Origin of the sequence: Paracoccus sp. MBLB3053, from assembly GCF_031822435.1 — a bacterium.
Lineage (GTDB): Bacteria > Pseudomonadota > Alphaproteobacteria > Rhodobacterales > Rhodobacteraceae > Paracoccus > Paracoccus aurantius.
Genome location: NZ_JAVQLW010000001.1, coordinates 1437360 through 1463708, shown reverse-complemented (window position 1 = coordinate 1463708; position 26349 = coordinate 1437360). Strand labels below are relative to the sequence as shown.

At 62.2% G+C, this 26349-nt stretch carries 25 protein-coding genes and 1 tRNA gene; 7 read left to right on the top strand and 19 right to left on the bottom strand.

The window, feature by feature from the left end; all coding sequences use genetic code 11:
• Window positions 1-149: 149 nt before the first annotated feature.
• The 3 genes from RGQ15_RS07395 to moaA form a co-directional block, all read right to left on the bottom strand.
• A complete protein-coding gene (locus RGQ15_RS07395) occupies window positions 150-527 on the bottom strand; it encodes a DUF4260 domain-containing protein (RefSeq protein ID WP_311159572.1) in 378 nt (125 codons plus the stop codon).
• Window positions 524-3382, bottom strand: coding sequence for an excinuclease ABC subunit UvrA (uvrA, locus tag RGQ15_RS07390; protein ID WP_311159571.1), 2859 nt, complete (start codon window positions 3380-3382; stop codon window positions 524-526). The genes RGQ15_RS07395 and uvrA overlap by 4 nt, the downstream gene beginning before the upstream one ends.
• Window positions 3383-3664: 282 nt before the next feature.
• A complete protein-coding gene (gene moaA / locus RGQ15_RS07385; protein ID WP_311159570.1) occupies window positions 3665-4672 on the bottom strand; it encodes a GTP 3',8-cyclase MoaA in 1008 nt (335 codons plus the stop codon).
• A gap of 151 nt (window positions 4673-4823) precedes the next feature.
• Here moaA and RGQ15_RS07380 point away from each other — a divergent pair, with 151 nt between their 5' ends.
• Complete coding sequence (locus RGQ15_RS07380; protein WP_311159569.1) at window positions 4824-5360, top strand: hypothetical protein; 537 nt, start codon at window positions 4824-4826, stop codon at window positions 5358-5360.
• Here the strand turns inward: RGQ15_RS07380 and RGQ15_RS07375 are convergent.
• The 5 genes from RGQ15_RS07375 to RGQ15_RS07355 form a co-directional block, all read right to left on the bottom strand.
• The gene (locus RGQ15_RS07375) at window positions 5348-6052 is read right to left on the bottom strand and encodes a DNA alkylation repair protein (protein WP_311159568.1); all 705 of its coding nucleotides are present in this window, start codon (window positions 6050-6052) and stop codon (window positions 5348-5350) included. The two genes, RGQ15_RS07380 and RGQ15_RS07375, sit on opposite strands and share 13 nt — an antisense overlap.
• Window positions 6053-6169: 117 nt before the next feature.
• Complete coding sequence (locus RGQ15_RS07370; protein WP_311159567.1) at window positions 6170-7459, bottom strand: PQQ-dependent sugar dehydrogenase; 1290 nt, start codon at window positions 7457-7459, stop codon at window positions 6170-6172.
• A 325-nt stretch (window positions 7460-7784) separates the two neighbouring features.
• The gene (locus RGQ15_RS07365) at window positions 7785-8399 is read right to left on the bottom strand and encodes an SCO family protein (protein WP_311159566.1); all 615 of its coding nucleotides are present in this window, start codon (window positions 8397-8399) and stop codon (window positions 7785-7787) included.
• A complete protein-coding gene (locus RGQ15_RS07360; protein ID WP_311159565.1) occupies window positions 8386-9399 on the bottom strand; it encodes a copper chaperone PCu(A)C in 1014 nt (337 codons plus the stop codon). Before RGQ15_RS07360 ends, RGQ15_RS07365 begins: the two co-directional genes overlap by 14 nt.
• Before the next feature lie 62 nt (window positions 9400-9461).
• Entirely contained in the window at window positions 9462-9905 is a 444-nt protein-coding gene (locus RGQ15_RS07355; RefSeq protein ID WP_311159564.1) for a hypothetical protein, read from the bottom strand.
• Window positions 9906-10124: 219 nt separating this feature from the next.
• On the opposite strand from RGQ15_RS07355, the gene RGQ15_RS07350 reads away from it, so the two are divergent.
• On the top strand, window positions 10125-12005 hold the full coding sequence (locus tag RGQ15_RS07350; protein WP_311159563.1) for a bifunctional sugar phosphate isomerase/epimerase/4-hydroxyphenylpyruvate dioxygenase family protein: 1881 nt from the start codon (window positions 10125-10127) through the stop codon (window positions 12003-12005).
• A gap of 14 nt (window positions 12006-12019) precedes the next feature.
• On the opposite strand, the gene RGQ15_RS07345 is transcribed toward RGQ15_RS07350, so the two are convergent.
• Window positions 12020-12427 carry a metallopeptidase family protein gene (locus tag RGQ15_RS07345; protein WP_311159562.1) on the bottom strand — a complete coding sequence of 136 codons (408 nt, stop codon included), beginning with the start codon at window positions 12425-12427 and terminating at the stop codon, window positions 12020-12022.
• A 77-nt stretch (window positions 12428-12504) separates the two neighbouring features.
• Here RGQ15_RS07345 and gltX point away from each other — a divergent pair, with 77 nt between their 5' ends.
• The 5 genes from gltX to RGQ15_RS07315 all read left to right on the top strand — a co-directional run bounded on the left by gltX (window position 12505) and on the right by RGQ15_RS07315 (window position 17746).
• A complete protein-coding gene (gene gltX, locus RGQ15_RS07340) occupies window positions 12505-13830 on the top strand; it encodes a glutamate--tRNA ligase (protein ID WP_311159561.1) in 1326 nt (441 codons plus the stop codon).
• A 715-nt stretch (window positions 13831-14545) separates the two neighbouring features.
• Window positions 14546-14622: transfer RNA gene (locus RGQ15_RS07330), tRNA-Met, on the top strand.
• Between the two features lie 308 nt (window positions 14623-14930).
• A complete protein-coding gene (locus RGQ15_RS07325; RefSeq protein ID WP_311159560.1) occupies window positions 14931-15659 on the top strand; it encodes a sulfotransferase family protein in 729 nt (242 codons plus the stop codon).
• An 85-nt stretch (window positions 15660-15744) separates the two neighbouring features.
• Window positions 15745-15870, top strand: coding sequence for a hypothetical protein (locus RGQ15_RS07320; protein ID WP_311159559.1), 126 nt, complete (start codon window positions 15745-15747; stop codon window positions 15868-15870).
• 97 nt (window positions 15871-15967) lie between these two features.
• Window positions 15968-17746, top strand: a complete 1779-nt coding sequence (locus tag RGQ15_RS07315) for a polysaccharide pyruvyl transferase family protein (RefSeq protein ID WP_311159558.1) — start codon at window positions 15968-15970, stop codon at window positions 17744-17746.
• A gap of 34 nt (window positions 17747-17780) precedes the next feature.
• Here RGQ15_RS07315 and RGQ15_RS07310 read toward each other — a convergent pair whose 3' ends face one another.
• The 10 genes from RGQ15_RS07310 to rpmH all read right to left on the bottom strand — a co-directional run bounded on the left by RGQ15_RS07310 (window position 17781) and on the right by rpmH (window position 26178).
• Entirely contained in the window at window positions 17781-18299 is a 519-nt protein-coding gene (locus RGQ15_RS07310; protein WP_311159557.1) for a SixA phosphatase family protein, read from the bottom strand.
• Window positions 18300-18386: 87 nt separating this feature from the next.
• Window positions 18387-19286 carry an acetylglutamate kinase gene (argB, locus tag RGQ15_RS07305; RefSeq protein ID WP_311161058.1) on the bottom strand — a complete coding sequence of 300 codons (900 nt, stop codon included), beginning with the start codon at window positions 19284-19286 and terminating at the stop codon, window positions 18387-18389.
• A gap of 93 nt (window positions 19287-19379) precedes the next feature.
• Window positions 19380-20030 (bottom strand): ribosome biogenesis GTP-binding protein YihA/YsxC, encoded by a 651-nt coding sequence (gene yihA / locus RGQ15_RS07300; RefSeq protein ID WP_311159556.1) that lies wholly within the window; start codon window positions 20028-20030, stop codon window positions 19380-19382.
• The gene (locus tag RGQ15_RS07295; protein WP_311159555.1) at window positions 20030-20791 is read right to left on the bottom strand and encodes an MOSC domain-containing protein; all 762 of its coding nucleotides are present in this window, start codon (window positions 20789-20791) and stop codon (window positions 20030-20032) included. The genes yihA and RGQ15_RS07295 overlap by 1 nt, the downstream gene beginning before the upstream one ends.
• Window positions 20788-22692: a membrane protein insertase YidC gene (gene yidC / locus RGQ15_RS07290; protein ID WP_311159554.1), complete on the bottom strand. Its 1905-nt coding sequence runs from the start codon at window positions 22690-22692 to the stop codon at window positions 20788-20790. Before yidC ends, RGQ15_RS07295 begins: the two co-directional genes overlap by 4 nt.
• A gap of 293 nt (window positions 22693-22985) precedes the next feature.
• The gene (locus RGQ15_RS07285; RefSeq protein ID WP_311159553.1) at window positions 22986-24275 is read right to left on the bottom strand and encodes an EAL domain-containing protein; all 1290 of its coding nucleotides are present in this window, start codon (window positions 24273-24275) and stop codon (window positions 22986-22988) included.
• Between the two features lie 60 nt (window positions 24276-24335).
• Window positions 24336-25238 carry a tRNA 2-thiocytidine(32) synthetase TtcA gene (ttcA, locus tag RGQ15_RS07280; protein ID WP_311159552.1) on the bottom strand — a complete coding sequence of 301 codons (903 nt, stop codon included), beginning with the start codon at window positions 25236-25238 and terminating at the stop codon, window positions 24336-24338.
• A gap of 61 nt (window positions 25239-25299) precedes the next feature.
• Entirely contained in the window at window positions 25300-25536 is a 237-nt protein-coding gene (yidD, locus tag RGQ15_RS07275) for a membrane protein insertion efficiency factor YidD (RefSeq protein WP_311159551.1), read from the bottom strand.
• A complete protein-coding gene (gene rnpA, locus RGQ15_RS07270) occupies window positions 25533-26009 on the bottom strand; it encodes a ribonuclease P protein component (protein WP_311159550.1) in 477 nt (158 codons plus the stop codon). Before rnpA ends, yidD begins: the two co-directional genes overlap by 4 nt.
• 31 nt (window positions 26010-26040) lie before the next feature.
• Window positions 26041-26178, bottom strand: coding sequence for a 50S ribosomal protein L34 (gene rpmH, locus RGQ15_RS07265; RefSeq protein ID WP_154492168.1), 138 nt, complete (start codon window positions 26176-26178; stop codon window positions 26041-26043).
• Window positions 26179-26349 lie beyond the last annotated feature (171 nt).

Sequence of the window (26349 nt, the reverse complement as noted above, 5' to 3'; positions counted from 1 at the left end):
CGATGGGTTTGGCTAAGCGCCCCTTTAGCCCCGCCTGCGGGCAGGGTCAACGGTGAGGGCTCATTGTCACGCATTGTAGCTGCGGCTGAAGCCGCAGACCACCTCCTTACCGCCTCAGAATGCGGCAAGGCATGGCGCAGCAAACACTTTCAGTCTGACGAATTCCGACCGATCGGTCCCAGATGGGTGTCATGGAAACCGGACGACAGCTTCAATCCGTAGCCAAGCGCGCGATCGACGCCGATATGTGCGAGCCAAAGCCCACCCGCCGAAATGACCGCAGTCGAGCCGGACGCCACACCCAGCACCATCAGCAGGAAAGGCATCGCGTAAAGATGCGCGAGGTTATAGGTCGCGGCGCCTGCCCGCCTTCCCACGGCATAGCCCAGCATCGCAAGATCCGGCGCGAGCAACGCAAGAACCCACGCCCACCATGGCCATCCCGGAGATGCAAATCCCGCGACCATCACGCCCCCAAGCGCGAGCCCGCCACCTTCCAACCGCTGCCAGTTTCGGGCGGGTATCACTCGGCAGCCCGGCTTCGCGCGGCTTCCAGCATCGGTCCAAGATAGCGGCCGGTATGGCTTTCGGGGATCTCGGCAACTTCCTCTGGCGTGCCTGTCGCGACAATCCGGCCGCCACCATCGCCGCCTTCGGGGCCGATGTCGATGATCCAGTCAGCGGTCTTGATGACATCGAGGTTGTGCTCGATCACCACGACCGTATTGCCCTGATCGACCAGGCTGTGCAGCACTTCCAGCAGCTTGCGCACATCCTCGAAATGCAAGCCCGTGGTCGGTTCGTCGAGGATATACAGCGTCTTGCCGGTGGCGCGGCGCGACAATTCCTTGGATAGCTTGACCCGCTGCGCCTCGCCGCCCGACAGCGTCGTCGCCTGCTGACCGACCTTGATATAGCCCAGCCCCACCTCGACCAGCGCATCCATCTTTTCCCGGATCGAGGGCACGGCGCGGAAGAATTCCTGCGCATCCTCGACCGTCATGTCGAGCACGTCGGCGATGGATTTGCCCTTGAACTGGACCTCCAGCGTCTCGCGGTTGTAGCGCTTGCCCTTGCAGGTCTCGCAGGTGACGTAGACGTCGGGCAGGAAATGCATCTCGATCTTGATGACACCGTCGCCCTGGCAGGCCTCGCAGCGGCCGCCCTTCACGTTGAAGCTGAAGCGGCCGGGCTTGTAGCCCCGCGCCTTGGCCTCGGGCAGTCCCGCGAACCAGTCGCGGATCGGGGTGAAGGCACCGGTATAGGTCGCGGGGTTCGAACGCGGCGTGCGCCCGATGGGGCGTTGGTCGATGTCGATGACCTTGTCGAGCAGTTCCAACCCTTTGATCGTCTCGCAGGGCGCGGGCGTCTGGCGCGCGCCGTTCAGCCGCAGCGAGGCGGTCTTGAACAGGGTCTCGATGGTCAGGGTCGACTTGCCGCCGCCCGAGACGCCGGTGACGCAGACGAACTTGCCCAGCGGGAATTCGGCGGTGACGTTCTTGAGGTTGTTGCCGGTCGCGCCGATCACCTTGACCGCCTTGCCTTTGCCTTCACGACGTTCAGCCGGGATCGAGATCTCTCGCGAGCCGGACAGGTACTGCCCGGTCAGGCTCGAAGGGTCCGAGGCGATTTCGGCCGGCGTGCCACGTGAAACTACCTGCCCGCCATGCACACCCGCGCCCGGCCCCATGTCGAAGACATAGTCGGCATGGCGAATCGCGTCCTCGTCATGCTCGACGACGATGACCGAGTTGCCCTGGTCGCGCAGACCTTTCAGCGTGTCGAGAAGCCGGTCATTGTCGCGCTGGTGCAAGCCGATCGAAGGCTCGTCGAGCACGTAAAGCACCCCGGTCAGCCCCGAGCCGATCTGGCTTGCCAGCCGGATGCGCTGGCTTTCGCCGCCCGACAAAGTCCCCGCCGCACGCGACAGGGTCAGGTAATCGAGCCCGACATTCACCAGGAATCCCAGCCGCTCGCGGATTTCCTTGAGGATGGCATGGGCGATCTCGTTTTTTTGCTTGCTCAGATGCTTCGGCGCGTCGGTGATCCAGGCCAGCGCCTCGCGGATCGAAAGCTCGGTGACATTGCCGACATGTGCGCCCGCGATCTTCACGGCCAGCGCCTCGGGCTTGAGCCGATATCCCGCGCAGGCGCCGCAGGGCCGGTTGTTCTGGTATTTCTCGAATTCCTCGCGCACCCAGGCGCTGTCGCTCTCGCGCAGGCGGCGCTCCATGTTCGGGATAATGCCCTCGAACTGGCGCGAGACCTCGTAGATGCGACCCGCATCGTCGAAGCGGAATGGGATTTCCTCTTTGCCCGAACCCTGCAGGAACATCTGCTGCACGTCCTGCGGCAGGTCCTTCCACGGGGTCTTCTTGTCGAAGCCGTAATGCTTGGCCAGCGCATTCACGGTCTGGGTCAGATAGGCGGATTTCGACTTTGCCCAAGGCGCCAACGCACCCTGCGCGACCGAAAGCGCCTGATCCGGTACGATCAGCCGTTCGTCGAAGAACAGCTCGACCCCGAGCCCGTCGCAAACAGGGCAAGCGCCGAAGGGCGCATTGAAGGAAAACAGCCGCGGCTCGATCTCGGGGATGGTGAAGCCCGAGACCGGGCAGGCGAAATTCTCGGAAAAGGTGATGCGCTCGGGCTCGCCCTCGGCGGGCGCGGTTTCCAGAAGCGCGATGCCGTCGGCAAGGTCCAGCGCGGTGCGGAAACTGTCGGCAAGCCGGGTCTCCATCCCTTCGCGGACCACGATGCGGTCGACGACGACGTCGATATTGTGGCGGAATTTCTTGTCGAGGGTCGGCGGCTCGTCCAATTCATAGAACTCGCCATTCACCTTGACGCGCTGGAAGCCCTGTTTCCGAAGCTCAAGGAACTCTTTCTTGTACTCGCCCTTGCGGTCGCGGACGATCGGCGCAAGCAGATAGGCGCGCGTGCCCTCGGGCATCTCCATCACCCGATCGACCATGTCCTGGACTTGCTGCGCCTCGATCGGCAAGCCTGTCGCCGGGCTGTAGGGCGTGCCGGCGCGGGCGAAAAGCAGGCGCAGGTAGTCATAGATCTCGGTCACCGTGCCGACGGTCGAGCGCGGGTTTTTCGAGGTGGTCTTCTGCTCGATGGAGATCGCCGGGGAAAGACCGCTGATATGGTCCACATCCGGCTTGCCCATCATGTCGAGGAACTGGCGCGCATAGGCCGACAGGCTTTCGACATAGCGCCGCTGCCCCTCGGCATAGATCGTGTCGAAGGCGAGGCTGGACTTGCCCGAGCCGGACAGGCCGGTGATGACCACCAGCTTGTCGCGCGGGATGTCCATATCCACGCCCTTCAGATTGTGTTCGCGCGCGCCGCGAACCTCGATGAACTTCTGTTCCATCGCCACGTCCTGTTTCCGCCAAGCGAATGAGATAGGCATCACGCGGGAAATGGCAACCGTGAACGGAACATCAAGCGAACATTTCCGCTTGCCAGCCAGTATCCGCTGACCCAGCTCGCATTCCACTCATCGCCCAGGGCAGATGGCATATCCATGGGGAAGAAGACAGCGCAATTCCGGGAAAGTTGCCGATGCGGCAGCACCGCATCGGGGTATCACGGCAACTGCCTGAATGGGCGGACCCGCGCGGACTTGACCGCAAGGCCGAAACAGCCGCGAATCCTAGCCGCCCGTATGGCTCATGTAGCGGCTGACCTGACCCGAGACATGGCGGCGTGAATAGTCGAAATCATGGCCCTTGGGCTTGCGCATGATCGCTTCGCGCACCGCATCGCTCAGCAGGAGATTGTCGTCGCTGGCACGCAGTGGCGCGCGCAGGTCGGCACGATCCTCCTGCCCAAGGCACATGAACAGCTCGCCCGTGCAGGTCAATCGGACCCGGTTGCAGCTTTCGCAGAAATTATGCGTGAGCGGCGTGATGAAGCCGATCTTCTGCCCTGTCTCCTTGACCCGTACATAGCGCGCCGGGCCGCCCGTGCGTTCGGCAAGGGGCGTCAAGGTAAGGTGCTCTTCCAGCCTCTGGCTCAGGTCGGTCAGCGGCCAGTACTGGTCCAGCCGCTCCTCCTCGCCCATCTCACCCATCGGCATGACCTCGATGAAGGTCAGGTCGTGTTCCTCGGCAGCGCACCAGTCGACCAGCCTGAAAAGCTCGTCTTCGTTGAAACCCTTTAGTGCGACGGTGTTGATCTTGACCCGCATCCCGGCTGCCTTAGCGGCCGCGATTCCTTCCAGGACCTGCGACATCCGCCCCCAGCGGGTGATACGGGCGAAGCGATCCGGATCCAGCGTGTCGAGAGACACATTGATCCGCCGCACACCGCAATCAGCCAATTCTCCCGCGAAGCGCGCAAGCTGGCTGCCATTCGTGGTCAGGGTCAATTCGTCGAGCCCCTGCCCCAGATGACGCGACATGGCCCGAAAAAACTCCATGATGTTCCGCCGCACCAGCGGCTCGCCGCCGGTGATGCGCAGCTTGCGCACGCCGAGATCCACGAAGACCGAGCAAAGTCGGTCCAGTTCTTCGAGCGTGAGCAGATCGCGCTTGGGCAGGAACTGCATATGCTCGGACATGCAATAAGTGCAGCGGAAATCGCAGCGGTCCGTGACCGACACCCGAAGATAAGTGATCGGTCGGGCAAACGGGTCGATCAGGGGGGGCTGCGCGTTCATGCCCTTGAAGATAAGCCCCGCCGACTATCGGCACAAGCCAGCCGATCCGTTAATAGTGCTGCAACCAGAACCATGACTTCCGATGGACAGCTCACCGTGGCGGGGGGTAGCCTTGGGTTCAGTCCAGAGAAAAGAACGACGGGACATGTCCATGACCAAGCCGCTTCTGCGCCTGACCGGCGTCCTGACAATCCTTGCTCTTTCCGCCTGCAACCAGGGGGACAGCGCCATGAAGAAGCCTTCGGCCGAGCCTCGGGCCGATGATCCCGGTGTCTTCAGCGAAACCGCCGCCATTGCTGGGGCGACAGCGCCGCGCAGTTCGGGCAAGACAGTTTCGGCCTCGTCGATCGGCGCGGATGAAGGCCGGACCGCGGCCCAGCTGGATACCACCACGAGCGCGGACAAGGCTCGGGCGGCGGCAGCGTCTACCGGTGGCGAACGCAAGATCGGCACCACCATCGCTTCGCTCGGGGACCCTTCGCAGCCAGGCTTCTGGATCAAGACCCCTCTCGTGAAATCCGAGACCAATGGCAGACTCGTCAACGCCGCGACAGGGAAATCCGCCAATGTCCGGCTGATCCCCCTGGGCGGCCCTGCCAGCGGCGGCAGCCAGGTCTCGCTTCCAGCGTTGCAGATGTTGGGGGCAAGCCTGACCGACCTTCCGGAACTGGTGGTCTACGAAGGCTGATCGGGCTCAGGCTTGTCCTTCAGCCAGCGCCCGGCCTCGCGTCTGGCATAGGGCTTCAGGCGCGCACCATGCGCATCAAGCCAGGTGGCGACGCGCTGTGGGTCATGCTTTGACAGGTCGCGTAACCACCAGCCGATTGCATTCTGGACGAATTTCTGGTGGTCATCCGCCAGTTTCTCGCACCAGCCGAGGATTCGTTCGCGACGCGCCAGATCCTCGGCCTTGGGATTACGGATACGGGTCCAGGGAAGGGTGCCGACCAACGCGGCGCGACGCACCCAAGGCGAGGCATCGTCCAACCAGGTCTCGACCTCGTCGAGCCGCGCGGGGTCGGCCACGAGACGCTTCTCACCCGCCTTCATGACATGATCCGCAATCGCCCAAGCGTCGAATTCGGCCACCCAGCTTGTGATGAGCTGCCACGCCCCCTCATCAGGCCGAATGCGAGCCTGGGTCAGAAGCTTTGCCGCCGCGACGCGCGCCTCGTGGATATCGCTAGTCCAAAGCTCGCGTGCGAGTTCCAGTCTACCTTCGACGTCCAGCTCGGCGCGCCAGACGCGCGCCAACTCGTCGATGACCGGAACCGGCACGCCAAGGTACGGGCGCTCGGCCTTGTGATAGGCCGCCAAGTCTGCGGCCTTGGTCTCGTCGCCCAGGGCGCGCAATTCGGTGATTTGCGGGATCTCGACCATCTCTGTCTCCTTCGCCGGAGTTTCGGCCCGCCGCTTCAAGACGTGCGGCAGGCGATTGTCAAACCCCTGCGGCCGATCCGGTATGGTTTCCTGTGAAACAGCGACGCCCGCGGAACGTCAGGCCCCGCTGACCCGCCAGATGATATCTCCCACGTCATCCGCCATCAGCAGCGACTTGCCATCCGGCCCCACGGTCACGCCGACAGGTCTGCCGTAGGATTTCTTCTCATCCTCGGACAGGAAGCCGGACAGGATGTCGCGGGGCGGCCCCGAGGGCTTGCCGTCGGCAAAGGGCACAAAGATCAGTTTGTATCCGCTGAGGATCGAGCGGTTCCACGACCCGTGCTGGCCGATTACCATCCCGTCGCCAAATCCGGGCAGTGTGCCCTCAGGCATCCAGCATAGCCCCAGCGAAGCCGTGTGCCCACCCAATGCATAATCAGGTTGCAGCGCGCTTGCGACCAGCTTCGCATCTTGCGGTACGCGGTCATCGACGGTCTGACCCCAATAACAATAGGGCCAGCCGTAGAACCCGCCATCACGAACCGAAGTCAGGTAGTCGGGCGGCGTTTCGTCCCCCAGGCCGTCGCGCTCGTTCACGACTGTCCACAGCGCGTCGGTATTCGGCTCCCAGGCCAGACCCACGGGGTTGCGCAATCCGCCCGCGAAGATCCGCGCATTGCCGGTTTCCAGATCCAGTTCCCAGATCGCCGCGCGGCCTTCTTCGGCCTCCATACCCTCATCGCCGATATTGCTCAGCGAACCCACGCCCGCATAGAGCCGCTTGCCATCGGCCGAGGCGATCAGGCTGCGCGTCCAGTGACCGCCCGGCTTGAACTCGACCAGCCTGCGACCCTCGCCAATGATCTTGCCACTTGCATGGTCATAGCCGAAGGCCAGAATTCCGTCGGTATTCCCGAGGTAGAACGTATCGCCCACCAGCGCCATTCCGAAGGGCTGGTTCTGGTTCTCGACAAAGACCTCGCGGATCTCGGCCACGCCGTCGCCATCCTTGTCGCGCCACAGACTGACGCGGTTTGCACTGACCCCGACCGCCCGGGCACGGCGCATGGTGGCGATCATGGCGTGATCCATGACCGAACGCGGCTTGCGGTCCGCCTGCATCGATTCGGCCACCAGCACATCGCCGTTGGGCAGGACCTCGACCCAGCGCGGATGGTGAAGGTCCGACGCGAAGGCATTCACTTGCAGGCCTGGCGCGGCGACCGGCTTCTGTCCCTTGGCCCAACCGGTTGCGGTTGGCATCTTGAGCGTCATGATGCCCTGTTCTTTTGCCTGCGGTATCGCCGGCGTCGTCCCGATCGCCTGCGTATCTGGCGCATCCTTGCGGCGCAACGCGACCATCGCAGCCCCGACCAGTTCGGTCGCTTTTCCCATCAGATCCATCACGCCCTCCTGAATTTCACGCAAAAGCTAGCCAGGCGCCGCTGCGGGTCAAGGCCACACCGGCAATTATCAGGAATTGCAGCGACTTGGCAGGCGAAACAATTCCCATAAAAATACTCAAGTTTATGATTTAATTGGTTTTCTTGACACCCCGACAAACGCCGGCTAAATAAGGGACAGGATAGCAAGCCAGCCCTTCGCCAGCCAGCAATCCGAAATCCCCCACATACGCAGCACGCCAGGTCACCATGCCCAGCCTTTTGCCACGCCTGCAGGTGGCGCGATGACCATGCCCAGCGGTTAGGCCAGGCATGGTCGTGTCCGGTCAGCCCGCAACGAGCTTTTCGAGACTGGCCTTTGTCCGCTCGGGGTCTTCCTGATAGCCGATCAGGCCCGAATACCTCCCCTTGTCGTCAAAGAGCAGCGTCATGGCGGAATGGTCCATGGTATAACCACCCTCGGTCGGGACCTTGCGTGCATAGACGCGGAATGCCTTGACCGCCTTGGCGATTTCTTCGGGCTCACCCGAAACCCCCATGACCCCCGGCACCCATGACACATATTCCCTCAGCGCCTCGACAGTGTCGCGTTCGGGATCGACGGTGACGAAATAGACGCGCAGGCTCTTGCCTTCTTTGGACAGGTCCTCTTGCCAGCCGGCGACTTCACCCAAGGTTGTCGGGCAGACATCGGGGCAATGGGTGAAACCAAAGAAGACTGCGGTCGGCTGGCCCTTCAGACTGTCTTGCGTGAAGGTCGAGCCATCCGTTGCGACAAGTTGATAGTCACCGCGGCCAAGATTGTCGGTGCCGGATTCGCTAAGCGACTGAAGCCGGGGAGAAATGACCTGAAACCACCCCACGGCCATGATGGCGACAGCCGCCAGCGCCCAGAGCACATAGCGCAGAATCCGCAGAGAGCTTCCATCAGTGCTGGGCATGTTCGCCGCCTTTCGCATTCATCGGCCCGACGACCAGTTGCACTTCAACCTTTCCCGCCTTCTCGAAGGTCAGGGTCACTGGGACGTTCATCCCTTCGCTCAACGGTTCACCGATCTCCTGCAGCATCAGATGAAACCCACCCGGTTTCAACTCTACCGTCCCGCCTGAGGGCAGAACCAAACCTTCGGGCAGTTCGCGCATTCGCATCACATCGCCTTCCATGGCCATTTCGTGGATCTCGACCCGCTTGGCCAGGGGCGAGCTTGCCGCGATCAGCCGATCTTCCGACTGGCCACCATTCTCGATGGTCAGAAAGCCGCCAGCCACCTTGGCACCGGGCAGTGTGGCGCGCGCAAATGGCGAGGAGATCGAAAGCTCGCCCTTGATGATCGGCCCGGGTTGCTCACCCGCATCCCTTCGCTCGTGAGCGTGTCCGGCGGTCTCGACATCAACTTGATCATGCCCATCATGATGGGCAAGCGCGGCCGCTTTCCTTTCGGTTACATCAAGCGCAGGTGCCGGGTTGGTGACACCCTCGGCGCCGGTGACATCGATCCATGCCTCCTTCGCACCGTCGCACTCCTGGATTGTCGGGAAATAGATCGTGCTGCCGGGAACCAGATCCGGGCCGACCGTTCCGCGCAGGATGAATTCGTCATACCAGGCATCCGGCAGTTCGCCCCCGCTCCAGATGATCTCGCGAGCGCCTTCGGTCGTCCTGGTGCCGTGATGGTCGTAGGGGCGGGCATATTTGCCGGTCACGACCTTCAATTTCCAGCCGGGCTTCGCCATCGGCTTCGCATCGTAGAACCCTTCGGGGATCTGCACGCGCAATTGCTTGGTGGCCTTTCCGCCGCAGCCATGCCCGATGCGGATTATCGCCTTGTAGTCCGAACCCGCAGGTGCCTCGGTCTGCTCCAGCGTAGCATGGGCCAGGGCCGGGACTGCGGTCAAGGTGAGGAATGCGCCCGCAAGCGCCGAGAGAATTTTCGTGTTCATGAGATTCCGTCCGAAATTGTCTGGTCGGCGGATGGATTTCGGTCCGCCGGTGTCAGGATTTTTCAGACGAGATCGGGCGGAGCTCTTGCCAGGAAATGGCGCGCAGCCTGAGGAGGAATGACCACCCTGGCGTCCTCGGCGGGATCGGCTTCCTGCGTGCGAGCGATCGGAGCTGGCGGCGCGGCATCGCCTGAGGCGAGCACGGGCTGACCATGTGCGACCCAGCCACAGATCGGGTGTTTTACCTCATGGTCTTGCTGGCCTGCCGGGGCAAGCTCGGCCACAGGCTGAAGCGCACCGTCGGGTCCGATGACCATCTCCACTGGCAGGCTGCTGCCACAGAGGATCACGGTGACCTTGCCGCGAAGATCCGGAACCAGCATGCCGCCCGGCGGAATCGTTGCGAAGACGACAAAGGGCAGAAACAGGGCGACGAACAGCCACTGCCGGGAACGGATCAACCGCCCGGTGACTTTGCCTTTGGCCTGTCGGACGCCACGCGTCATGCACCCCCCATGAATTGCCGCATTGCTGCCAGATATACCGGTCCGGGAAAAGGGCCCCGGATGTCGCAGCCGTCCCGAATTTATGCCTGCAGCGAGAGCTTTGGGTGGATGCGCCTTTCCCCGCGACGCGTTCTGTGTTGATCTCGGGATCGAGATAAGTTGCACAGGCCGATCCGGCATGCGACAGCCGAGCCGCCGGAAACTCAAGGGAAAGCTGGAATGAAGACCTCGATAGCAACCGTCTCTCTGTCGGGCAACCTGACCGAGAAGCTGGCCGCCATCGCCGCTGCGGGTTTCGATGGCATCGAGATATTCGAGCAGGATTTCATTGCCTCGGATTTCAGCCCCTCCGAGGTCGGGCGCATGGTCCGCGATCACGGGCTTGAAATCACCCTGTTCCAGCCCTTCCGCGACTTCGAGGGCCTGCCCGAACCTCATCGCTCGCGCGCCTTCGCCCGCGCCGCGCGCAAGTTCGAACTGATGAACCAGCTTGGCACGGACTTGGTTCTGTTCTGTTCATCCCTGCATCCGGCGGCGATGGGCGGCATCGACCGCATGGCTGCCGATTTCCACGAACTGGGCGATCTGGCCGCGCAGCACGGCGTCCGCGTCGGCTATGAGGCGCTCTGCTGGGGCCGCTTCGTCAACGACCACCGCGACGCCTGGGAAGTGGTGCGCCGCGCCGATCACCCGAATATCGGGCTGATCCTCGACAGCTTCCACACGCTGGGTCGCAAGATCGATCCCGATTCCATCCGCGCGATCCCCGGTGACCGGATTTTCTTCGTCCAGCTCGCCGATGCCCCCGCGATCGAGATGGACCTGCTGTACTGGTCGCGCCATTTCCGAAACATGCCGGGCGAAGGCGATCTGGACGTCACCGGATTCATGCGCGCCGTGCTCGCCACCGGCTATGATGGCTGGCTCAGCCTTGAAATCTTCAACGACCAGTTCCGCGCCGGCCTTCCCCGGCTGGTCGCGCTGGACGGGCACCGCAGCCTGATTTCGCTGCAGGACCGCGCCCGACGGGCCGAGCCGGCGCTGGCCGTGGATCTGCCCGCCTTCCCGCCGCCATCGCCAGTCGAGCAGATTGCCTTTGTCGAATTCGCCACCAGCGAAGAGGACGCGGCAGATCTGACCAGCCTTCTGACCTCGACCGGCTTTCAGCCCGTGGGCCGGCATGTCTCGAAGCCGGTCGATGTATGGCGGCAAGGTGGTGTCAGCCTGCTCGTCAACACAGGCGCTCGGGGCTTTGCCCGCACCTCCTATGTCGCACATGGCACGACCGTCTCGGAAATCGCGCTGAAGGTCGCTGATGCGCAGGCCAGCCACCAGCGCGCCACCTCACTGCTTGCCCCCACCCATGAGGAGGAAACCGGTCCCGGCGAACTGGGCATTCCCGCCATTCGCGGGATCAGCGGCAGCGTCATCCGATTCCTCGATGACGGTCCGGATCTTGGCCGGATCTGGGACGTCGATTTCCGCATCACGCCCGGTGCTGTCGCGGGCGCGGGGATCACGGGCATCGACCACCTTGCCCAGACCATGCCCTATGACGCGATGCTCAGTTCATCGCTGTTTTACACCGAGATCTTCGATGCGGGCAAATCTCCGATGGTCGACGTGATCGACCCCGACGGGCTGGTGCGGTCGCAGGCGATCGAGTCGGGACGGATGCGCGTCACGTTGAACGGCGCGGAGGCCCGTCGCACCTTGGCCGGGCGCTTCATTGAAGAAAGTCTCGGCTCATCCGTCCAGCATATCGCCTTTGCGACGGATGATGTCTTCGCGACCGCGGCGGCGCTGGAGAAGCGCGGCTTCCCAGTTCTGCGGATTGGCGCGAACTATTACGAAGACGTTGCTGCGCGCTTCGGGCTTGACCCAGCGCTGACCGATCGGCTGCGCAGGGCCAATGTCATGTATGACGAGGATGCGGGCGGCCAGTTCTTCCAGCTCTACTCGGTCCCGCGCAAGGATGGCTTCTTTTTCGAGATCGTGCAGCGCCAGGGCAACTATTGCGGCTATGGCGCGCCGAACGCGCCCTTCCGCATTGCCGCACAGAAGCGCACTTCGCGACCCGCGGGCATGCCGCGGGCCTGAGGGCTATCCAGCATTCATTCCCACCAGCGGTCGATCGAGGCAATATCATCGTCCGACCAGCCGAAATGATGGGCAAATTCGTGGATCACGACATGGGCCACCAACGCGCCCAGCGTGACATCACCCCTGCTTGCCCATTCATCCAGAATGGCGCGACGGAACAGCCAGACCGTATCCGGGAAATGCTGAGGGGCGCTTGCCGATTTTTCGGTCATCGGAACACCGTCATATAGCCCGGTCAGTTCCAGTGGGTCGTCGATCTCGAGTTCATCCAGAAACTCCTCGCTCGCGAAATCCTCGACCCGTAGCACCACATCGGCGGCAGGGCCGGCAAAGGCTGGCGGAAGGGATGCAATAGCTTCATGCGCCAGGGTTTCGATCAAGGCCGCGTCAGGGGCTGCGGCATTCTTCCATTCGGTCATGTCAAACCTCGTATTTCCCCACCGATATGGACAAAAACCGGCATTTGTGAAAGAGCGAAGCCGACAGGAGACCCTCCATGACCATCACACGTTTCGCTCCCTCCCCCACCGGCCACATCCATGTCGGCAACCTTCGCACGGCGCTGATGAACTACCTCATCGCGCGCAAGACGGGGGGCACCTTCATCCTGCGTCTTGACGATACCGACCGCGAGCGGTCGAAGCAGGAATATGCCGACGGCATCCAGCGCGACCTGGAATGGCTGGGCCTGCAATGGGACCGGATCGAGCGCCAGTCCGACCGATTGGACCGCTATGCCGAGGCCGCCGAAGGGCTGCGCCAGTCCGGCCGTCTTTACGAGGTCTTCGAGACCCCGACCGAGCTGGATCTCAAACGCAAGAAGCAGCTCAACATGGGCAAGCCACCGGTCTATGACCGCGCCGGCTTCAAGCTGTCCGCAGACGAAAAGGAAAAGCTGCGCGGCGAGGGCCGCGATGGCTACTGGCGCTTCCTGCTGGATCAGGAACGCATCGAATGGAACGACGGCATCCTCGGCGACATCTCGATCGACGCGGCCTCGGTCTCGGACCCGGTGCTGATCCGCGCCGACGGTCAGGTGCTTTATACCTTCGCCTCTTCGGTCGATGACACCGACATGGGCGTGACCCATATCGTGCGCGGCGCCGACCACGTCACGAACACCGCGACCCAGATCCAGATCATCAAGGCGCTCGGCGGCACGCCCCCGGCCTTTGCCCATCACAGCCTCTTGACCGGCGCCCAGGGCGAGGAATTGTCCAAGCGCCTCGGCACGCTTTCGATCAAGGACCTTCGTGAAAACGGCGTCGCTCCCGAGGCGCTGCTGTCGCTGATGGCGCGGCTGGGATCGTCGCAGCCAGTCGAGCTGCGCATGTCGCTTGACGAACTGGCTGATGGTTTCGAACCGTCGCAATTCGGTGCTTCGCCCACCAAGTTTGATGCCGAGGATCTGTGGCCGCTGACCCGTGAGGCCAATCAGGCGCGTCCCTTCGAGGTGGTCAAGGACCGCATCGCCGCGCTTGGTGTTCCCGCTGATCAGGCCGAGCGCTTCTGGCGTGTCGCCTCGCAGAACATCACCAAGCTCGACGACCTCGCCGGCTGGTGGGAAATCTTCTCCAAAGGCGCTCAGCCGCAAATCGACCCCGAGGATGCCGAATTCATTTCGCAGGCCATGACGCTGCTGCCGCCGCCGCCCTATACCGACGCGACCTGGGGCGAGTTCACGACCGCTGTCAAGGAAGCCACCGGCCGCAAGGGCAAGGGCCTGTTCATGCCGCTGCGCAAGGCGCTGACCGGCCAGGCGCATGGCCCGGACATGTCCGACGTGATGCCATTGCTTCAGGTCGTTCGCGCCAAGGGCTGACCCCCATCCTAACCATCAGAGACAGCTCGTTGACAAAGGGATTCCCACGGCGGGCTGGGCGCAATCCAAGCTGGTACCTCCGATAGAGACCAGCTTGGAAAGAGACCTGATATCAGCCGAGGAATAGGCGTTCCCCGATCGCTTCGTCTTCGCCTTCCGCACCCCGAACGCGCGCAAGCCCCTGAACCATCACCCTGTTCGGGATCGCTCGCACAGGATCTTGATGGCGGACCTGCCGGAGGAGTTCGGCAGGGGGTCGAACGTCGGCAGCCGGTTCCGGCGCTGGATGCTGGCCGGGTGCGGACAGATCATTGCACAAGACCGGGCTGGCCCCCGACGCGCCGCACCCTTCCGCAAGCTGCGCGTCGCGGACGACCGTATAGGCTAGCGGCTGCCTGACCTGGTCGAGCGATGCTTCAAATAGCTGGAGAGCGCCCGGTGCGTCGCAATTCGCCACGCCAACACCGCCGAAAGGCTCTTGGGCTTCATCGTCGCCATATGCATCCGCCCATGGCCCCGCGATCACTCAAAATGACTTCAGGGCGGCCGCCTTTTTCTTTTCCTGACATTCATTTTCATTCGCGATTACGCAGTCTTATCCACAGGACGCCAGCGCAGAGCGCAGGCTCGCGGAAAAATTCTTCATTCGGATCATTTTTCCTTTCCAATGCCCTTGACCCCACCCGCCACTCGCCGTAGATAGCCCGCACTCCGTGGCGGAGTAGCTCAGCTGGTTAGAGCAGAGGAATCATAATCCTTGTGTCGGGGGTTCAAATCCCTCCTCCGCTACCAAAAATCCTGGTCCCTCTGGCAAAGATGCGACCAAGAAACCCACCCGATAATTTGCGCTGCAATTGTCCAGATCGCTGATGACGACTTTGTCATTCGAGCTTTGGATTTTCCGAGACGAGCCATGCTCGCGGAAAAGTCGGGACGAGATTTCAGGGAGTTATTCAGGTTCGGCGCCGCTGTCCCTCGCAGATCTGCGCCTGAGCAGAGGCCACGACGGCCGCCTGCAGGGGTTCGCTGCGCCCTGTCATTGACACCGGAATCGGTGTTGCGCATCTTGCTCGCCGCTATTCAGCTACAGATTGCGCGAAATGGAAAAGATCGACGTTTTCATTCACATCCCGAAGGCCGCTGGCAGTTCGATCCGCTCCTTGATCGAAGCGAACTACCCACCCAAGCTTCGTGTTCCCTGCTACCGCAAGCAAGGCGTCGAACTGCATGGCATCTTTGAGCAGCATCGCAATACCCGACTCAAGGATTGCGCGGTCGTGTTCGGCCACATACCGGTTGTGGTTCACAATTATACGGATCGCCACTGCAATTACTTCACCTTCCTTCGGGACCCGGTCGCGCGCGCGATTTCCGAGTACAAATTCATCAAGCACGACCTTCCGTCCCATCCCGCCCACGAAGCGTTCAGCAGCGGGAAGGTGAGCTTCAGTGCCTATTGTGCCGCGACCACCACGGGAGAGTTCTACTTCTCTGCCGTCAGCAAGGCGACACAGCTTCTGGCTGGCGTCGATCGCGTAAAAGGGTGTGACGATGCGATGCTGGAGAAAGCGAAGCGGACGCTGATGAACATGGGCTATTTCGGGTTCTTCCACGATTTCGTCGTCGCTGTCGAAGAATGCGCCGCATACCTCGGCTGGAACACAGAGGGCTATGAGATGCGCAATGTCAGTTCCGTTTCGAACACCGACTTCCTCGCGCGGGAAGGCGCCACGGAACGCGACATCGAGGTGCTACGCAACACGCTGAGGCATGATATAGAGCTGTTCGACTTCGCCCTTTCGACGAAGGAAAAGCGCCGCCAGCATTGACGTCCAGACAGGGCGGCTCGTCGCACAACCGTGCCGGGGGCAATGGTTTTTCCGACGCCACCTCCCGCGTGTCCAGGGGGAAGCCTTGGATGCCCCCCGTTTGCGGCAAATCGCCAGCCGTTCGCCGCTCAGCGGCCAGGCTGCAAAGATCCGAAACCTTCTTCTTTTCGCCGCCTTGGACGCGATCTCGATGGCCTTCCAGATGGTCTGACAATTCGGCCTGCACGTCGGACATGAAATTTCTGGGGTTGCCTCCAAGGCAGTCGGTGCGTCAAAGATCGCAACTTGGGACAGCAGCTATCGCGATCATGAAGAATACTGAAGAGTTGAGCCATGAGGTCCTGGCTACGTCGGGCACGTTGGATTTCCGGTCCCTGCGCTACCAGATCCTGACCGGGTATCCGCATGCAGGATCATTCGGGCGGCAGGACGATTTAGATCAGCATCTCGACATGCTCAGGGCCGAATTTTCCGGGCAGAGCGCGCTGAAATTCGCACATGCGGCGCTGATCGTCGCCATTCGCCGCGGCATCAATCTTCCCGAGAATTTTACGCGTTTCCGCGGGATCTGGGACGAGCACGGCGATCTGCTTCTGGAGGTTCTTGATACGAGATGGCTGGTTTCAGCTTGCGAAACCCTGGCCGACCATCTTCCCGACAGGAATGAGGCGCAGATCGCCGTTCTGGCAAGTCTCTTCGCGAATGTCGTCAAGCTTTACGAGACCGAGAGAGTGGCGACCGGGGCCGGAGATCCTGAACTGGCGCGGCTAAGCGGGCGCACCCCTATCTTTGATGGCATGACAGGATTCATGATCGGCAAGGGCGACATGGTCCAGAACCTTCTTGCCCGCATCGACGCAACCCTGACCGGAGATGGCCTGCCGAGCCTGATCGCGCGTGAACTGGTACACCGCGCCCTGCGGAACGATACGGTCTTCAACCGCTTCGCAGCTTATCAGGCAAGGAACAGATGGTCGCCGAGCCGGCAAACTGTCAGGCCGGAAACGCAGATCCGGCAATCCCACTCCCACCCGTTGGCCATCGATAGCGCCCAGGGATACATCCTTCTGAACGACACAGGCCGACTGGGGCACGGCTTCCACGCGGGCACGACCTTCGCTTGCACTGCACTGAGGCGTGGGCTCGCAAGCCGCGGCCTGATCGAGGCTGGCTGGGCCAATGACGAGCTCGGCTTCGATGCTCTTGTCTCTGCCCGTGCTCCCAGCCTCGTCGTTCTGAATGGTGAAGGCACGCTTCACCATGGTGCGCCGCGGGCGGCTGAACTGCTGCGTTGCTGCGAAAAGGCGAAAGCACGGGGAATTCCGGTCGCGATCGTCAATTCTGTCTGGCAGGACAACCCGCCCGATTTCGTGAAAAGCGTCGCCTCTGCAAATCAGGTCTATGTGCGGGAAACGGCCTCGCTCGCGCAGTTACCGAAGCAGCTTGGCGCCATGCATGTTCCAGATGTTTCGTTTGCGGCTTTCCTCGAATTTTATCGCGCGGGTCAGTTCGACGAACCGATGCACGACCTCTGCGTCATCGACAGCGTCGTTCAGCAGGCGTCACACGCCTTGCAAGACTTCGCGGCACATGAGAAGGCGCCGTTTTTCGTCATGCCGGGTCGCCCGCTTGGCGCGCTGCGAAATCGGGCCATCCGCGACGAAACCGCGTTCCCCCTGCTCCTCCAAGCACCGGACCTGAAGTCTGCGAGGGGCTGGGTCACGGGCCGATTTCATGGGCTTGTCGCGGCGATTTCCGCAGGGCGCCCGGCCTGTGCGATTCCCTCGAACAGCTTCAAGATCGAAGCCATGCTCAGGGATGCCGATATGGTCGATGAATGTCTGCTGCCAAGGGAATGGATCGAAGCAAATCCGGTCGAAAAGCGCAGCGCCGTTTCCCGGTGCCTAGATGCGCAGGCGACAGATCTATTTGAGGCGAAACGTATGCGATATGTCTCACTCGCCTCGGAGCGGATCGAAGAAATGCTGGATCGTGTCGCGACGCTTGCCGATCCCGCGCCGTCACGGTCGGCCCTTCCCACGCTCTTCGGGGGGCTTCTCAGCCGCATGCGCCCCTGGAAAAGCTGATACCCGGCCCCCCCGATGATGTGCGATGATGGGTCTAGGTTCGACCGTCGAGCCTGACGAAGTCGAGCACACTGCCCTGCCCGGGCTGCAGATCGCTCCAGTCGTCGATCTGGAAATCGACGACCAGCGTCGCAGCTGTCGGGTAGCGGCGGAATTCCGGATCAAGGGGAACACGCGCAGGTAGCATGGCCGCAAATTCCGATATGCCCGGATTGTGGCCCAGCATCATCACCGTGGGCTCGTTGGCCGATCGCAGGATTTCGAACATCTTCTCGGGTGTGGCGTGATAAAGGCCCGGCTCAAGACGCAGGTGTGGCCGCACCTCCAATGGTGCTATCGCGACCTTCTCCCAGGTTTCCCGGGTTCGCAGAGCCGTGGAGCACAGAACCTCTTCGGGCTCATAGCCTCGACTGGCCAACCAGTCACCCAGCGCGCGGGCCGAACGCCGACCACGGTCGTTCAGGGGGCGGTCGTGATCGGGCTGCTGCGGATCGTCCCAGGATGACTTGGCATGACGTGTCAGTATCAGTCGGCAGTGTCCGAATTTCGTCATGCGATCGCCTTTGCCGCCCATAGAACTGGAAATGAGCCTGCCACAGCTTTCGCCAAACGGGCAAGCGCTCGTTTGGCAACAGGGATATCAGAGCTCCGTGCCACCTTGGCGGAGACCGCGCGGCTTGATGCGCGGCTCGGTCGACCGGATCAGGGAGCCCGCGCCGTGCTCGGTGAAAAGCTCAAGCAGGCAGGCGTTCGGAACGCGACCGTCCAGGATGACGACCGCTCGCACGCCCTCATCCACCGCCTTGAGCGCCGTCTCCGTCTTGGGGATCATGCCCCCCGCGATCGTGCCGTCCGCGATCATGGCACGAACCTGGTCGGGATGCATCGCGGTGACGACCTCTCCCGAGGCGTTCTTGACGCCCGACACATCGGTCAGCAGAAGCAAGCGGTCGGCCTTCAGTGCCCCTGCGATCGCTCCGGCAGCAGTGTCGCCGTTCACGTTGAAGGTCTCATTGTCTTCCATGCCTGTCGCGACCGGTGCAATGACCGGGATCATGCCGGCAGTATAGAGGTCGCGGATGATCTGGACGTTCATTTCGACCGGTCGACCGACAAAGCCCAGTTCCGGATCGTCTGCCTCGCAGACCATCAGGTCGTCGTCCTTGCCCGAGATGCCGACGGCACGGCCGCCAGCATCGTTGATCGCCTGGACGATACGCTTGTTCACAAGACCCGAGAGCACCATTTCGACGACCTCGACAGTCTCACGCGTCGTCACGCGCTTGCCGCGGACGAAGCTGCTTTCGATGCCAAGCTTGTTCAGCAGGTCGTTGATCATCGGCCCGCCGCCATGCACCACGACGGGATGGATCCCGACCTGCTTCATGAGCACCACGTCGCGTGCGAATTCGGCCATCGCCTCGTCATCGCCCATGGCGTTGCCACCGAATTTCACCACGACGACCGCGCCGGAATATCGCTGCATGTAGGGCAGCGCTTCCGAAAGGGTGCGAGCGGTGGCGATCCAGTCACGGTTCATGTTTTGCTTTCTCATCAGAGGCCCCTGTTCATCAGCGGCGAGCCTAGGATCATGGGCCGGCAAGGTCCAGTCCGCCGGTCCGCGGATCTCGGCCTAGTCGAGGCCGGCAATGATGGCACGCAGTGTGGCGATGCCCTGTCCCTTGTCCGAACTGGTCAAGACCAGTTCGGGATAGGCCGCGGGATGCTTCTGAAGTGCTTCCTCAACCTGGGCCACCGTGGCGGCCATGGCCTGGTTGCTGATCTTGTCCGCTTTGGTCAGCACGACCTGGAAGGGAACGGCGGCACGATCCAGAAGCTTCATGATCTCGTGGTCGACATCCTTCACGCCATGGCGCGAATCGATCAGCGCGAAGGCGCGGCGCAAAGTCGGACGTCCCGAAAGGTAATTCTTCAACAGCGCCTGCCACTTGGCGACCACGGCGACCGGCGCCTTGGCAAAGCCGTAGCCCGGAAGGTCGACCAGATAGGCCTGTTCACCCAGCGTGAAATAATTCACTTCCTGCGTGCGGCCCGGCGTGTTCGAGGCTCGCGCCAGCGAATTCCGCCCGGTGAGCGCATTGATGAGGCTCGACTTGCCGACATTCGAGCGACCGGCAAAGCAGACCTCTGGACGGTCCGCAGGCGGCAACCCGTCCATGGCCACCACGCCCTTCAGGAAATCCACCGGGCCTGCGAAAAGCTTCCGAGCGGCCTCGGCCACTTCGGGATCGGGTTCAGGCGCGATTGGAAAGGAAACCTTCATTAGCGGATCTCGTCGTTTAGGGCGATTTCGCCGCCGGTGACGACCTCGGCGTAAATGCCGAAATCATGGTGCCCAAACTGCTGGGTCAGTGCTGCGGGCATATCGCAGTCAAGCTTGCCCGTCCGGGTATCGGCGCTGGTCGCGGCGCAGCGCCCGATCTTTTCGGTCACGCGCAGTTCGACTTCCCCAATGGTCAGTATCTGGCCGACCAGATCGCGTTCGGCATAGGGCTCCCAGCCATCGACCCAAAGATTGCCACGCCAGCGCTCGACCCCAAGAGGCTGATCCAGCCTCGTTTCCAGATCTTGCAGGCTCGAGAGCGAGAGGATCGAAACCCAGGGCTGGTTCACGTCGGTCCAGCCAGTCGGCCCCTGCACGAGGCGCGTTGCCGCAGGCTTGTCACCGGGCCAGAGCGGCGCGATCCAGTCGAGCAGACGCCCCCCTTCGGTTTCCGGATCGAAAACCAGGTCCGGCAGATCGGGATGCGTCAGACGGATCTCGCCCTCCGGCGCTCCCTCGCCCCAGCCGCCCGAAATGGCCTGCAGCGCGGCCGAAGCCACGCCGCGCACGAAGCATGATTTGGGCAGCCAGCGTTCGGGGCTCGGCCCTTCGCCCGCATGACGCTCACCCGCTTCGGTGAGCATTGCCCAGATCCGGTCGCCCGGCAGCCGACGCGCCGCGCATAGCGCGACGCTGGCCAGGTCTTCGCCCCCGAGCGACTTGATCGGGTGCCGCCTGATCCGGGCGATCCGGCCGGTCACTTGCCGCCCTTCGACTTGTCTTCAGCCTTCTTGGGCCGTGACGGCAGGCCCGACCTGATGTTGCCGAAGAAATCCGGGCGATGGCCGTGCATACTCATGATCGTGTACTGCTGCGCGATCGTGATCATGTTGTTGGTGATCCAGTAGAGCACCAGCCCCGAGGCGAAGCCGCCAAGCATGAACATGAAGATCCACGGCATCCAGGCAAAGATCATCTTCTGAGCAGGGTCGGCGGGTGCCGGGTTCAGCTTTTGCTGCATCCACATCGAGATCCCGAGCGCGATGGCAAGGATCGGCAACGAGAAGCTGTGCAGCATCGACCCTTGGCCCGGCGCGGCCCAGGGCAGCATGCCGAAGAGGTTCCAGAGGCTGGACGGATCGGGAGCGGAAAGGTCATGGATCCAGCCGACCCAGGGCGCGTGACGCAGTTCGATCGTGACGAAGATCACCTTGTAGAGCGAGAAGAAGATCGGGATCTGCAAGAGCACCGGAAGGCAGCCCGCAGCGGGGTTCACCTTCTCGCGCTTGTAAAGCTCCATGACCTCTTTCTGGTACTTCATCCGGTCGTCGCCGGTGCGCTCCTTGATCGCCTCCATCTGGGGCTGCAATTCCTTCATCTTGGCCATCGAGATGTAGGATTTGCGTGCCAGCGGGAAGACCAGCAGCTTCAGCACGAAGGTCAGGCCGATGATTGCCCAGCCCATATTGCCGATCATGGCGTGCAGCCAGTGCAGCAGGCGGAAGATCGGCTTCGTGAGGAAGTAGAACCAACCCCAGTCGATCGAGTCGACGAAACGGTCGATCCCGGGATTTTCCTGGTAGCCGTTGATCGTTTCCCAGACCTTCGCGCCAGCGAACAGATAGCTCGAGCTGGTACCAGTGGCCCCGGGGGCGATGCTCTGGACCGGCATGCGGGTTTCGGTCTGGTAGATATCTGCGCCGGGGGCATATTTCACGACGGCCGTGAACGGAGTGCCGGGTTGGGGCGCAAGCGTCGTCATCCAGTACTTGTCGGTGAAGCCGACCCAGCCGTTTTCTGCCACATTGATCAATTCGGCCGGCCCCTCGCCTGCAGCGGGATCAAGCTCCGAGATGTTCTTGTATTTCTTTTCCAGAAGCTTGCCATCGGTCATCCCGACGGCGCCTTCATGCAGCACGTAGTAGTTCTGGGTATCGGGCTTGCCGTGGCGTGCAAGGATACCATAGGGCGCGGCGGCGAAAGCGGCCTGACCGGTATTCTCGAGCGATTGGGTAACGGTGAAGAGGAACTTGTCATCAAGCTCGTAGACGCGGCGGAAGATCTGGCCTGCGCCATTGTCCCACCGCAGCGTGACGGGCTTGCCCGGTGCAAGGGTATCGCCCGATTCGATCTGCCAAACCGTTGCTGGGCCAGGCACCAGAGCAGGGTCCGTCCCTGCTGCCGGCATCCAGCCGTAGACCGCGTAATAGGGCTTCTGCAGCGCCAGTTCGGCGTTACCGCCGGGAGCCACGGCAGAACCGTCGGCCTTCACTTCGGCCTGGGCCGTCGGCGACAACAGGCGGACATAGGGTGAATTGGGGTCCAGTGTCTCGTGGTAGCCGGTCAGTTCAAGATCGTCGATGCGGCCGCCCGCGAGCGAAATCGAGCCTTTCAGCGAAGGCGATTCGATTTGCAGACGTCCAGCCTGGGCGGAAGGGTCAGCGTTCGCGCTGTTCGTGTTCGCGAGTGCCGGAGATCCCATCTGACCAGCCGCGTTCGGAGCAGCGGGGGAAACCGCGCCGGTCTGACCATCTACGGCCTGGGTCTGGGCCGTTTCGGGTACTGGTGGCGCGGGTTCCGGAGCAAAGAAGATCGACCAGACGAGAATGACGAGTGCCGAGAGCACCATCGCCAGGATGAGATTTCGATTGTTGTCTTCCATTCCGTCCAGCCCTTCGTCGCCTATGACCCAAGCGGGTTCGCGCCGCTTCAACAGAAGCGACCACCAAAGGTCAAGGGAATTTGCCGGATTCGTCGAGTTCCGTGAAGTTCGGGATGTTCATCATGGGGCGAAATCGGCCAGCAAATTAAGGTGCTGGGGGCAAACGAGCCGCCAATCCGGAATGCTGGACTATGCACGAAATAATTCGGGCGCGGGACAAGACCCCGCGCCCTTCCCCAATCAGTTGACAGCTACCGTTTAACAACAGGGAGATGTGTCGCCCTTCCCGGTCTTCAGGCGCGGATCGGCGGGCAGCATTCGCCCCTAGGGGCCAAAGCGCGGTTCAACAGAAAATCGTCGGTTTCCGATGCGGTCATGCGGGCAGCGACAGCCTCACCCTGGAGCGCGTCAAAACCGATCTGGGACAGAAACGCCCTTTCCTCGACTGTTCGGACGTCATCGGCCAAGGTCTCGAGCCCAAGATGTTCGGCCAATGCGAGTATCGCAAGGATCATGTTCTGCTGTTCCACGTTGAAATCGCAACCGGCCACGAACTCCCGGCCGACCCGGACCCGACCGATGCCACACCTGCGCAGATCATCCAGTCCGGCAGCACCTTTGCCGAATTCGGCCATTGCAAGGCGGCAGCCTGCGTCGACAAGCCGCCGCAGGTTCGTTGCAACAGGCATGGCGCCGCCGCCTCGCCCCCCCGGCTCCTGCATCTCGATTTCCATCCGACTCGCGGCGATCTCGCAGCGATCCAGTTCCCACAGAATCGTCTCGACCAGCGTCGGATCAGCGAGTCCGCGATCGGTAAGGCCAACCGATACGAAGGGAACGTTCCGACCAATTCGGTCCCAACCCTTCAGGTCGCGCAACACCCTGTGCAGGACGAGCCGCTGAAAGGCTCCGAGTGCCTGCGGCCCGAGTTGCGTCGAAATCTTTTCCAGATCCTGGGCGGCGAATGCCCGACCGGCGACCACCGGAACTGCGCGCAATGCGATGGTTCGCCCCGTGTGGCAGCAGATCTGCGGCTGATAATCCAGGCGCAACTTTTCGGAGGGGAATGCCGGCCTGGCTACGGCTTCACTCTCCCATCGCTCTGCGACATATTCGACGACCCGGATCTGGCCATCCCCGGTGAGCGGGCTCAAGACCGCAACTGCTTGCCGACCATATGCAAAAAGCTCCCAAGCGGGAGCACTGCCGGCGAGGTGGCTGACCACTGCCGCCTTGATGATCGGCGAAACACGGAGGCCACCCAGATCATAGCTCGACCGGCAGATGACCCCGAGTCCGGCCAGATGTTCGGACAGCGACATCGCCCGCCCCGCAAGCAGCATTCCGCAGATTTCGACACCGTCCGAAGCAGCGCGATCGGGGATAAGTCGCAATTCGGCGACAAGCCTTTGGCTGATCATTTCGACGAGGCGCCGGAACAACTCGGGGCCCAGACTGGCCCTCAGCATCTTTCCGTCTTCAAGTTTCACGACAAGCGCAGCGGCCTTGGCGCCCGCGGGCACGCTCATCCTGTCGTTCAGGCATGCAAACCGGGCCGCAGCCTTGATGATTCCGTTTGCCATCGGTCCATCCGAATCAACTGTTCTGATCCGGAGGCTAGGCCGAGGAAGCTTTTCGTTCGGTTAAAGTTCCCGTAGCACCGGAACATCGTCGGCCGGTTTTTCACTAAAATCCGACATATTGGGAACAAGCGATGTGAAGTCGAAAAGCTTTGGATCGGGAAGGTGCGACGGACGCACGTTCATCAGCGCCCTGAACATCACCTGACGCCGACCAGGCGCGCGCGTTTCCCATTCGTCGAGCAGCTTCTTGACCTGCATGCGCTGCAACCCTTCCTGACTGCCGCAAAGGTCGCAGGGGATCACCGGGTAGTTCATCGCGCGCGAGAAACGCTCGCAATCGGCCTCGGCGATGAAGGCAAGCGGACGAAGGACGTTCAGATCACCTTCCTCGTTAAGCAGCTTCGGCGGCATCGAGGCAAGCCGCCCACCATGGAAGAGGTTCATGAAAAAGGTTTCAAGAATGTCGTCGCGATGATGGCCCAGCACGACAGCCGAACAGCCTTCTTCGCGCGCGATACGATAGAGATTGCCCCTGCGCAGGCGCGAACAGAGTGCGCAATAGGTTCGGCCCTCGGGCACCTTTTCTTTCACGATCGAATAGGTGTCCTGATATTCGATCCGATGCGGAACGCCGCGCTCGGTCAGGAATTCCGGCAGGACGGTGGCGGGAAAGCCCGGCTGCCCCTGGTCAAGATTGCAGGCCAGCAGTTCCACCGGCAGAAGACCACGCCATTTCAATTCGTGAAGCACCGCAAGCAGCGTATAGCTGTCCTTGCCGCCCGACAGGCAGACCAGCCAGCGGTCGCCCGGCTTGATCATGTCGTAAGCTTCGATCGCGGCGCGGGTTTCGCGCACCAGCCGTTTTCTCAGCTTGCGGAACTCGGTCGAGCTGGGCGCGCCACGAAACAGCGGATGAATTTCCTCGTCATGGGAATCGTCCTGACTGTCGATCTCGTCCCGCATCGGTTCCGTCCTGATTTTTTGCGCTTTCGCGCAGATTGATATCACGATTGGCGCGCAGGCGTCAGTCCTGCCTGTCGGAGCCTGGCACTGGATCGAACCCCTGCCCGCCCCAGGGATGGCAGCGGCAAATCCGCTTCACGGTAAGATAGCTGCCCCGCAAGGCGCCGTACCGCTCGAGCGCTTCAAGCGCATAGGCGGAACAGGTCGGCTGAAAACGACAACCATGACCGACCCAGGGACTCGCAAGAAGTCGATAGGCGTGCACAGGCAGGGCAACGACCCGGGCAAGCGGCGTCATCGCCGGTTCCCGCGCTTCGGCGCACCCTCCCTCGACGAGGCGTGGATGCGCGACAGGGCCTGAATGAGATCCTGTTTCAAATCCGCGAAATCCCGTTCAATCGTGGCGCCCGGCCGTCCGACCAAAACGTAGTCCCAGCCCGGACGAGCCAGGGCCGGAAGGATCTCATGGGCAAGCGCACGCAGCCGCCGCTTGGCGCGATTTCGCGCCACGGCGTTGCCGATCTTCTTCGAGCAGGTAAAGCCGACGCGGATGATTCCCTGGGGCTCATCCTCGCCACGCGCACGAGCCTGCAGCAGGAAACCAGAGGTGCCCTGCCGACGCGCCGAGGCGGCGCGCAGGAAATCCGCCCGCTTGCGCAGGACCTCCGGCTTCGGGGAACCATCGCCCCCGGAAACGCCGGAAGCCGCCCTGTCCGGACACCCTTGCGGGAGAATCCGGTCAGCGGCGGCGACTTCGGCTTCGCTGCTCATCGCTTGCGCCTGACGCCTTGCGGCGAAAGACTTACGCGCTGAGAACTTTACGGCCCTTGGCGCGACGCGCGTTCAGGACGCGACGGCCGCCCTTGGTCGCCATGCGCGCGCGGAAGCCGTGACGGCGGGCGCGAACCAGGTTCGACGGCTGGTAGGTGCGTTTCGACATCTTGTAACTCCGGGTCAGGGCGGGTCAGGGTATGGGCAATCCGCCCACGCAAGACGCGCCGGTCATTCGAGGCCCGCTGCATAGTCGGAGCCCGAGGGCGAGTCAACCACAATGCCGGAAATTTGGCACAGATGTTCATTTCACGGAACCGGCATCAGGTCACGCATGTTT

Coding starts and splice junctions, on each gene's coding strand:
- RGQ15_RS07285 (WP_311159553.1), bottom strand. CDS start 24,275: ATGGCAAACGGAATCATCAAGGCTGCGGCCCGGTTTGCATGCCTGAAC.
- RGQ15_RS07360 (WP_311159565.1), bottom strand. CDS start 9,399: ATGAACACGAAAATTCTCTCGGCGCTTGCGGGCGCATTCCTCACCTTG.
- gltX (WP_311159561.1), top strand. CDS start 12,505: ATGACCATCACACGTTTCGCTCCCTCCCCCACCGGCCACATCCATGTC.
- RGQ15_RS07350 (WP_311159563.1), top strand. CDS start 10,125: ATGAAGACCTCGATAGCAACCGTCTCTCTGTCGGGCAACCTGACCGAG.
- rnpA (WP_311159550.1), bottom strand. CDS start 26,009: ATGAGCAGCGAAGCCGAAGTCGCCGCCGCTGACCGGATTCTCCCGCAA.
- RGQ15_RS07325 (WP_311159560.1), top strand. CDS start 14,931: ATGGAAAAGATCGACGTTTTCATTCACATCCCGAAGGCCGCTGGCAGT.
- uvrA (WP_311159571.1), bottom strand. CDS start 3,382: ATGGAACAGAAGTTCATCGAGGTTCGCGGCGCGCGCGAACACAATCTG.
- yidC (WP_311159554.1), bottom strand. CDS start 22,692: ATGGAAGACAACAATCGAAATCTCATCCTGGCGATGGTGCTCTCGGCA.
- argB (WP_311161058.1), bottom strand. CDS start 19,286: ATGAACCGTGACTGGATCGCCACCGCTCGCACCCTTTCGGAAGCGCTG.
- yidD (WP_311159551.1), bottom strand. CDS start 25,536: ATGACGCCGCTTGCCCGGGTCGTTGCCCTGCCTGTGCACGCCTATCGA.
- RGQ15_RS07365 (WP_311159566.1), bottom strand. CDS start 8,399: ATGCCCAGCACTGATGGAAGCTCTCTGCGGATTCTGCGCTATGTGCTC.
- RGQ15_RS07315 (WP_311159558.1), top strand. CDS start 15,968: ATGAAGAATACTGAAGAGTTGAGCCATGAGGTCCTGGCTACGTCGGGC.
- RGQ15_RS07355 (WP_311159564.1), bottom strand. CDS start 9,905: ATGACGCGTGGCGTCCGACAGGCCAAAGGCAAAGTCACCGGGCGGTTG.
- rpmH (WP_154492168.1), bottom strand. CDS start 26,178: ATGTCGAAACGCACCTACCAGCCGTCGAACCTGGTTCGCGCCCGCCGT.
- RGQ15_RS07310 (WP_311159557.1), bottom strand. CDS start 18,299: ATGACGAAATTCGGACACTGCCGACTGATACTGACACGTCATGCCAAG.
- RGQ15_RS07345 (WP_311159562.1), bottom strand. CDS start 12,427: ATGACCGAATGGAAGAATGCCGCAGCCCCTGACGCGGCCTTGATCGAA.
- yihA (WP_311159556.1), bottom strand. CDS start 20,030: ATGAAGGTTTCCTTTCCAATCGCGCCTGAACCCGATCCCGAAGTGGCC.
- RGQ15_RS07370 (WP_311159567.1), bottom strand. CDS start 7,459: ATGGATCTGATGGGAAAAGCGACCGAACTGGTCGGGGCTGCGATGGTC.
- moaA (WP_311159570.1), bottom strand. CDS start 4,672: ATGAACGCGCAGCCCCCCCTGATCGACCCGTTTGCCCGACCGATCACT.
- RGQ15_RS07375 (WP_311159568.1), bottom strand. CDS start 6,052: ATGGTCGAGATCCCGCAAATCACCGAATTGCGCGCCCTGGGCGACGAG.
- ttcA (WP_311159552.1), bottom strand. CDS start 25,238: ATGCGGGACGAGATCGACAGTCAGGACGATTCCCATGACGAGGAAATT.
- RGQ15_RS07380 (WP_311159569.1), top strand. CDS start 4,824: ATGACCAAGCCGCTTCTGCGCCTGACCGGCGTCCTGACAATCCTTGCT.